3 protein-coding genes and 1 pseudogene are annotated in these 8,870 nt (G+C 54.3%); 1 reads left to right on the forward strand and 3 read right to left on the reverse strand.

The features are described from left to right. Positions 1-138: 138 nt before the first annotated feature. Positions 139-1,503: pseudogene (locus tag O2S87_RS17175) on the forward strand (protein adenylyltransferase SelO); the annotation flags it as partial. Positions 1,504-1,844: 341 nt separating this feature from the next. On the opposite strand, the gene O2S87_RS17180 reads toward O2S87_RS17175, so the two are convergent. From O2S87_RS17180 to O2S87_RS17190, 3 genes are read right to left on the reverse strand one after another with little or no spacing between them, the layout of a single operon-like run. Further along, a complete protein-coding gene (locus tag O2S87_RS17180) occupies positions 1,845-5,303 on the reverse strand; it encodes an ATP-dependent helicase (protein WP_475409980.1) in 3,459 nt (1,152 codons plus the stop codon). Further along, positions 5,300-6,205 (reverse strand): RecB family exonuclease, encoded by a 906-nt coding sequence (locus O2S87_RS17185; RefSeq protein WP_475409981.1) that lies wholly within the window; start codon positions 6,203-6,205, stop codon positions 5,300-5,302. The genes O2S87_RS17180 and O2S87_RS17185 overlap by 4 nt, the downstream gene beginning before the upstream one ends. Next, positions 6,202-8,259, reverse strand: coding sequence for a PD-(D/E)XK nuclease family protein (locus O2S87_RS17190; RefSeq protein ID WP_475409982.1), 2,058 nt, complete (start codon positions 8,257-8,259; stop codon positions 6,202-6,204). Before O2S87_RS17190 ends, O2S87_RS17185 begins: the two co-directional genes overlap by 4 nt. Positions 8,260-8,870: the final 611 nt, after the last annotated feature.

Here is an 8,870-nt window from a genome sequence, read left to right on the forward strand (position 1 = left end):
ACGATCGCCAGATAGCTGAGTTTGGCTCTCTTTTTGTCAACGCTACTGGATCGGTTGAGCAAATTATACTGCGGTGTCTTCGACCGATATCGATGACTGAGAGTGTGAGAATTCTTAGACAGGCTCACTACTTACAAAAATTTGGACTCGAACCTCTATTCGAGAGTAACGCCGAAAAGTATCGATACTCCCGAGGTTTTAGTTCGTAATGACGAGCTATGTGCTGATCTAGGAGTGGATACAGCGAATCTCACTGCCGAAATGCTGGCAGGCCAAGACCTTATAGAAGAACCAATCGCTCAAGCATATGCAGGCCACCAGTTTGGGAATTTCACCGTCTTGGGCGATGGGAGAGCGATGATACTCGGCGAACATGTACACGATGGTGAGAGATACGATATTCAACTGAAAGGGGCTGGCCGAACGCCGTACTCCGGAAGAGGCGATGGCAACGCAACTGTCAGCTCGATACTCAGAGAGTATCTGTATTCATATGCGATCCAGAATCTAAACATCAAAACGTCGAGAAGTCTGGCAGTCGTCGAAACCGACGAAGCAGTCAAACGACGACGGACAGAACCTGGAGCCGTCCTCGTTCGAGTGATGAACAGCCACATTCGATACGGGACCTTCCAGTATGTTGCAGGCCGTGCATCCGACGAACTACAGCGATTCACTGACTATGTGATCGACAGGCACTACTCACAGCTAAATGCAAAGGATCGAAAATATATAGACTTCTTCGATGCGGTCATGCAGTCGTCGATTGAGATGGTTGTTGACTGGCTGCGTGTCGGATTCATCCATGGCGTCATGAATACGGATAACATGAGTATCAATGGCGAAACATTTGATTACGGACCCTGTGCCTTCATGAATTACTACGATGAGGAGACGGTCTTCAGCTCAATCGATAAGCACGGGCGATATGCATTCGGGAATCAGCGACCCATCTTGCGGTGGAATCTTGAGCGGTTCGCAGAGACACTCCAACCGTTGTGTGCACAATCAGCACTCACGTATGATGAACTCGAAGTCAAACTAGACGAATTTGAGGATCGGTTTGATGAGCAATACTACACAATGATGCGGAAGAAGCTGGGGATCAACTCAGATGACGAGGAAGAACTCATCGATGAATTCCTAGAGTGGCTTCACAAATCGAACGCAGACTACACCAATACGTTCCTCGAATTAGAGACGCCTGGCATGTTTGATGATCCAGTGTTTGCAACTACAGAATTCGACCAACTTCGGAATAAATTGGCTGCTGTCGGCCTAGATGAGGAGTTAATGCAGGAAGCCAATCCGCGATATATCCCCCGCAACTACTTAGTCGAAATGGCACTCAATGAGTATCTCGAAACTGGTGATCTATCCAAATTCAAGGGCTTGTTGACCGTGTTGGAAGACCCCTATATATCGAAGGATATGGGTTCACAATTCCAGCAACCACCGCCTCGAGAATTCGATGCAAAGTATACAACGTACTGCAATACTTGAGCAGGTAGTGTCAAAACGGAACATACTCATCGACTTTAGCTGTTGCAAGCGGTTCTATCCTCTATACTATCGCAAACCTCAGTGAGGCAGGTCAATCCGTAGTTCCGCAAGAGTATGAGTTTCTGCTCGGGTTGAACTACTCTCCACTACTCGGGACGCTATCGTCGGGTGAGCGGTGGGCACTGTCGACGAACTGCTGGGCTTGTCGGTTGAGAGAGCAGCATTCACAAATGCAAGACTCGCGCTCTCCATCTTGCACGCCAAACTGTAACAATATCGTTGATCTGATGGTGGTTTCGCTCAATTAGGCAAGAGCCAAGAATGGATCCGTGTGATCTATACTACTCCTCAAATCCTGGCCCGACGCTAAACGAGTCTGCTGCGCAGGAGAGTTGATTATGCTGGCACCACTTACAGTGGTCTCCAGCGGTGTACGACCCAAACGAACATTCTACGATTTGCTCCATCGACACCGTTACATCATCTTTGACTGCTTCTAACTCCCCCTCAGTGAACGTCCGTGACTCGACTTTCGGCCCAATCTCACCGACGTATGCATACCCCGCACGTGTGACTGGTTCGTCGTACAGATCACGACAGGCCAGCAGGTAAATCGGGAGCTGCTTGTCGGTCGCTAAATCACGGTGCCGTTCGGTCGCTTTGTAATCTATAACGAGGAGTTCATTGTTGGGTGTGCGGTAGACTGCGTCGATGAACCCGACGAGTTCGTGGCCGTCGACATCAAGTTCGAACGCTCGTTCTGCATCGATGATCTCGTAATTGGAGATATCTAACTCGAAATACCGGTCGATGCACTGGTTTGCCGCTGAGAGCGCATCCACCATGCGGCGCTGGCTGGCGAGTCGCTCACAGATCTCGTACCACTCTTCTCTCCGACAAGCATTTTGGTTCTCGGCCTGTTCTGCGGTGTCATGGAAGAGTAGCCCGATTTCGCGTTGCGATACACCAGTGTTGTGCTCAGGCGTGGACTCCTGATAGTCGGCGAATGCGTTGACAACGTAGTCGAGATAGTGGCTGCGTGGGCATTCCTCGTATGCCGCCAGTGAGGTGTAGCTGTGCGAAAGCGATGGAGCCGGTGTCGTTGGGCCAGTCAGCGACTCAACTAAGAGTGTCGACCGTTCTTGCGGTGCTGTGAGTCCTCCAATGATCGATGTCGTTGCGAGGTCCATCACACGATCACGCGCCGTCTCCACGGTGAGTTCTTCGTCCTCATGCAGAACCGTGCCGCCAACGTCGCCCACTGTGTCGCTGGCCAGTGTGTCGGTCCAGTCGACGGCCGCAGCAGGCAGACACTCTTGGATGTCATCCCAAAGTGGCAGCTGCCCCCGTCCGGGCTGCCACGGGATTCGAGATGGGAGTATCTCGTCGAGTATCTCCGAGATCGGGTGGCTATCCACGGGATCCTCGTCGTCATTGCTGCGGCCCTGCAAGACGAGAACGTCTTCAGCACGTGTGATCCCAACGTGGAACACACGGCGAGTCTCACGGGCATCTCGTTCGATGAAGTCCTCCCCGAACGCTGCCTCTCCACCATCCGAGAGACTGGTTTCGAGTGTGTCGTACGTCCGCGAACTCGGGGCCCACTCTTCAGCCGTGAGTTGCGGGATGAGAACAACCGGGAAGTCCAGTCCCTTGCTCTTGTGGATGGTCATCACGTTGACCGCGTCGTCAGCGACATCTGGTTGGCTCGTCGGTGTAGAGCCGCTTTCATCGAACAAGGAGTCATAGTGTTCGAGCGAGTCGACGAACGCTGGAGTAAGCGGGGGTTGGACGGCACCATTACCGTACTGCTCGATTACGTTTTCGAGTTGTGTGAGATCCCGTCGCTCCTGTTCGCTGAGATACCACTCGATGTTCGTCAGACCCGTGAGTTCCTGGTACAGGTGACTGAGCGACGCCGAGTCACGGATCTCTAGAAGTTCCGTGATATGCTGTCGGGCTTCTGCGATGCGGTCGGGTTCTTCGAACTCGTCGAGTGGTGTTTCACGAAGTGTGTCTACAAGTGGTTCGTCGCCTGCGTTCAGTATGCGGAGGTCGGTGTCGCACAAGCGGTACCGCATCAGGAGCACACGGTTCCAACTGACTTCGTCTTCGAGTCGTGCAAGTCCTTTCAGGTAAGCAGTGACGGTCCTTACGCCGACGGATTCCGTGGCTAAATCGCCAGCCACCTGATACGGGATGCCAGCGGCTTCGAATGCCTCCATGACGGGTGTCGCGTGGTCGTTCTTCCGGACGAGCAGTGCAATGTCGCCCGGATCGTACGCTTTGTCTATGGTCTCAGCCGCGCCACTCAGCAGATTCTGTACGACCGTTCGAAGCTGGGTCGCACCGTTGGCCTCGTCGTCCTCGTTCGGCAGGTCGACAGTCGCGACGGTGTCCCCTTCGTAGGAGGGTTCATCAACACGCGAGAGCGTTTTGTGTTGGTCACGGTATTCGAGTTTCTGAATCGCTTCGTTCGCGAGGTCGAGGATTGGCTGTCGAGAGCGGAAGTTCTCTTCTAACGGTTCGTCAGTGAGTGCCGTGAACGCCCGGTCGAGTTCATCGGTTATATTAGCGACGTGTGCACCGCGCCATTCGTAGATCGCCTGATCGTCGTCACCGACAACAAACAGATTATCGTCAGTGACGAGCGATGTGACGAGGTCAAATTGGAGTCGATCAGTGTCCTGGAACTCATCACAGAACACGTAGTCCCATCGATCAGCAATCTCTTCGCCGACCGGCGAGTCCATCAATTCGGCCGTCTCCACCACCAGGCCATCGAAATCAATGAAATTCCGCTGGACAAGTTCGCGTTCGTACGCTGCGTATCCTGCGGTCAGGTCACGGGCCGTGAGACAGTCCGAGAAGAAGGAATCGAGATGATCGGTGAGTTCAAGATCAAGATCATCTGGAATACCCTTCGGCGCGCCGTTTGCGTATCCGCCGAACAGGTATTTCGGGAGTTTGTAAGCGTTGTCAGGCAGTTCCCGATCGCCTGACTCGTGTACTTCGAACGCAGTTTCGAGTGCGTCACAGAGCTTAATGAGACGGTCGAGGAAGTCTCTCGTACTGGCCTCAATGCCGTCGGTCCCAAGCCCGTCACGTTCTTCGAGTATGTCTGCTCGAGCATCTGGAAGCGAGTCCAGGACGCTCGATACGGAGCGGCCGCCCAGATAGTCACTGGCGATATCCTCGATTCGCTCTGGGAGATCAGCGAGTTCGTAGACACGGTCAGCAGGCCCGAGGAACCTATCGATATCCTCAGGCGTGATCCCACTACGCTTCATCGAGCCGATGAACTTGAGCAACTTCGACGCGGCACCTGATGCGTATCCGTCGCTTCCGTACACATTGGGTTTCACAGACCGGTACTCGATCTCATCGAGGACATCCAGCACGATGGCGTACTTTTCAGCGTCCGTAGCGACCTCGAAGTCCGGGTCGATCCCCGCCTCGTAGGCGTAATCGGTGAGGATCTCGTTGCAGATCGAATGGTAGGTGTATGCATCGATGTCGTACCCAGCCGTGCCGAGTTTCGCGTTGAGTTTCTCACGCATCGAGTCCGCCGCGTTGTTTGTAAACGTCAACGCGAGAATCCGATCTGGGGACACCCCGTCTTCGTCGATGAGGTGCTCGATCTTCCGCACCATTGTGAACGTCTTCCCCGTCCCAGCACCAGCGAGTACCCGCATCGGGTACGCCTCGGAGTTGATGATCGTCTCCTGTTGTGGTTCCGGGGAGACATCTCCTTCCGGTACCGGGTACCACGACGGGTAGGTGTCACTGTCGTCGCTCATTGGCGTACCTCCGTCGACAGGCGATCCGCACACATCTCTCGATAGTCACAGTCGGAGCACGCCTTCTCGTTGATGAGGTCGAATGGTGCTGGTTCGTAGGCTTCACTCGTGATTCCGTCGTGGGCGGCGCGAATGAGCGCCCAGATCGTCTCATAGTGGTCCTCATAAATCTCTGTAGTTTCCCGTGTCCACCCACGAGCAGACACATCGTATCCCGACGGCGTACTCTCGAATGACGTGCTGTTGAGGAGGCCATAGAAACTGAACCGGACCTCCATCCCGTCGTCGTAGAACGGTTCGTTCTTAACGCCCTCGATGTATGCCGCCGTCTGGAAGGCATTCCGGACGCGCTTTGGCTCATGTCCTTCCCCGTCGAGATGATCGCCGAGGTAGTCGGCTGTCCCCGCAGAGAGCATCCCGTGTGTCTTCCGCTTGTAGTCGAAGATGTGGAGGCCGTCATCAGTTCGGATGACGTTGTCTACTTTCCCGTGGAGGCCACGACCATCCACCTCGCACTCTACCCAGCATTCCGTAGCAACTGAACGGCATGCGTGTTTGATTCCGTCGCCACCGTCTGGATCGAAGAAGGACGCGATGGCAGCCCGATTCTCAGTGCGTTGGTACTCTCGGTGGGCAGCAGATTCGTAATCAGCCGGGTCGCTGTGTTCCTCCCACTTTGCGCCGAAGATCTCCAGCGCTCGCTCATGGATCACGTCCGCGGGGTCCTCGCGATCGGTTGCCTCACAGACGTCTTCGATCGTCTCGTGGTAAATCGTCCCCTGATTGAGATAGAGTTCGGTCCGATCCGGCGCGTTCACGTCCTGCACATACCGGTAATCGTACAGCCGCGGGCACATTGCGTAGTTCGCCAACCGCGACGGTGAGAGTGATTCTGGACTCATCGTCGCACCTCCCCGTTAGCGAATTCAACACGTGCACGCAACGCTTTGCGTAACTCTTCGCCACGCCCGCCGCTCTTCTCAAGCATGTCTTGGATCTCTCCGAGTTCTGCTTCTACCTCATCAAGCGACACCGTCACGTCCTGGCTATTCGCGCGACGTACCTCCGCGAGGGCGTCGTCTACCCGCGACAACAGGAAGTCCTCGGCTGCCTGCTCACTCGTAATGTGTGGCTGGTCGGCTTCAGTCACCCAGGGCAAGTCGTCGTAGGCTGCTGTGAGAAACCGCGAGGCCTGCGCCCGCTCTTCGAGTGCCGTGTCCTCGTATTCGTACAGACAACAGTACAGACGTTCGCTCGCAGCTCCAGCTCCAATCGCCAAGCGTCGCCGCGCGTGTTCCGTGTGATACTGAACGAACGGCCGACCAGATGCCGTCGACGTTGTCGGGAACGTCGCATCCACATCCTCTCTATCGAGTTCTGTGACACCTGGATAGTCCGGCATCGACGCGACTCGGTCGGTCGGGAATAACCGCGTCATGAACGGGTCTCCTGGATACTCACTATCGACCAGATTCACCAGAAAGACTGCACGAAATGACTCGTTCTTAATTGCCTGTAAGTGGTCGACGCGGACGCCACCGTCGAGATCCGTCGCACTCGTCTGATTCTGCCGTGGTGCATACTCGTGGGCGCGTTCGAGCATCTGCTTGAATGAGTCCCACGTCGCATCGACAAACACGGTCTCCTCGAGGAACGCAGCCATACGGAACGCCCGCCCTACATTCCCGAACTGTGCACGTGCATCCAGCGGAGTCGCACGTTCCGCGATCCGCTCTTTGAGCCCAGAGTCTGTCGCCCACCACCGTATCGCGTCTTCGAGGCCGTCTCTCTCGCTGATGTGGTCTAATCGCTCCGTATCGAGTTCGGGACCGTACTTGGGCCCATCATACCCATTGTCGGCCGCCAGATGCCGCACGACGGCAAGCAGTTCCCGAATCGCAGGATCATCACCAAACCCGGTGACAGTAGTCGATTCTGCCGAGATCCCGGCGCGTTGGAGTGCTTTGATAGCATCCGTAACAGCGCTGCCGCTTTGCTTGGTCGCGACGGCGATATCATCGTAATCCCAGCCTGGTTGCTCAACGAGTGCTTCGATCTCGTTTGCAATTTCGGCGAGTTGTTCGTCACTAGAATCTGTTGCGAGGACGGACACCGACCCAGTTTCAGGGTCTACTGGGACCGTTTCTTCGGCGAAATAGGCTGCTGTGGCAGCTGGGCGCGTCGATTGTGTCTCCGTTGCCCCACGTCGGGACTCGCTGAACGAGACGTAGTCCGTAACGGGCCCCGTCTCGACCCACGTCCGGCGCACGCTCGCGTTCTCTTCGACGATACAGACGAGGTCGCAGTTCTCTGTGAGAGCGTCGAGATACGCGCGGTCAAGTGCGAAGAATTCCTCAAACTCGACCGCAAGCACGGCATCGAAGTCGACGATATCTTCATAGGCATCACCGGTGAGGACATTGAGGGCCTCAGAGATGAGCTGCCCGCGTTCCATGTGGTCGTGTTCGGCGAGCCACTCGTGGAATCCATCGAGGGCGGCCGTGATATCACGGAGTTCCGGGGTTTCGTCAGGTGCGATGGTCTGCCACGAGATCGTGTCCATTACGGCGTCTATGTCCTCGATGAACGACGGTTTCGCAGCCGCCTGCTGCAGGTACTCGGTCTCCCACTCGTAGTCTCGGAGGAATCGGTACAGGAGTTCTCGGCGTAGCGCGTCGGAGAGAATGACGCGGTCATCGGTCTGATTGAGGACATCGGTTGCATGCACGACGAGCGACGTTACGTACGGCGTCGCCGCACCCGGCAGTTCCTCACCTAACATTTCACGAAAAGTGTCCGTACTTGTCGGTGCCCCCGTGATGACAAGGATATCCTCTGAATCGTGCTCGTTGAGGAGTGTTCGGTATTCGTCCCGTACTGTGCGTTCGACGTTTTGGCTTCCGAACGGTGTTCTCACCAGCTTACCGTCGAAAGTCTGGTGTTCCACACCGGTCATCGACAACCTCCGAATAAAGAAGACAGAACAGTTGTGTATAGCATAGCAGACAGTTCCGAGAGCTATCAGTTAGGTCTTCCTCAAGTGCGCATTTGCCCGAACGCGTCGTTGGAATCAATCATGGCTCTGTAATTTTGCCAGATGAAAACACCATGATTGAATTAATATCGTAAAAATAGAACTTAATCGCATTAGAATTCACACTATTCAATCCATGCACTATGAGATAAGTGATTTCGAGTTGAATCTACACTATATGATATGATATTTAAATTGCTATGTTTGATAGCTTATCCGGCGCGTTGTTCTATTAGTTTGTACTGTTTATCAGAACAAATATTATTACCCGAATACAATATGCGATAGTTGATGTCTGCCGATATAAATTCTAAACACGAGACATATGATTCTCTTGAGAATGAGATTGAAAACAAACCAACTGGATTTCTCTTGGAAGTTCTTCCTGGACCGCTCTACAAGTTACTACTCGGCTCTGCACGTTTATAAACTCCCTTCAGAATGGAGAAAGAGGTGGTCGATTTTTTCCATCAATCCGTCGAGGTCACGGTCTGGCTGATCGCGCACCCACGAGAACATATTGTAAATCGCCT

The organism is Halohasta sp. A2, assembly GCF_056175805.1.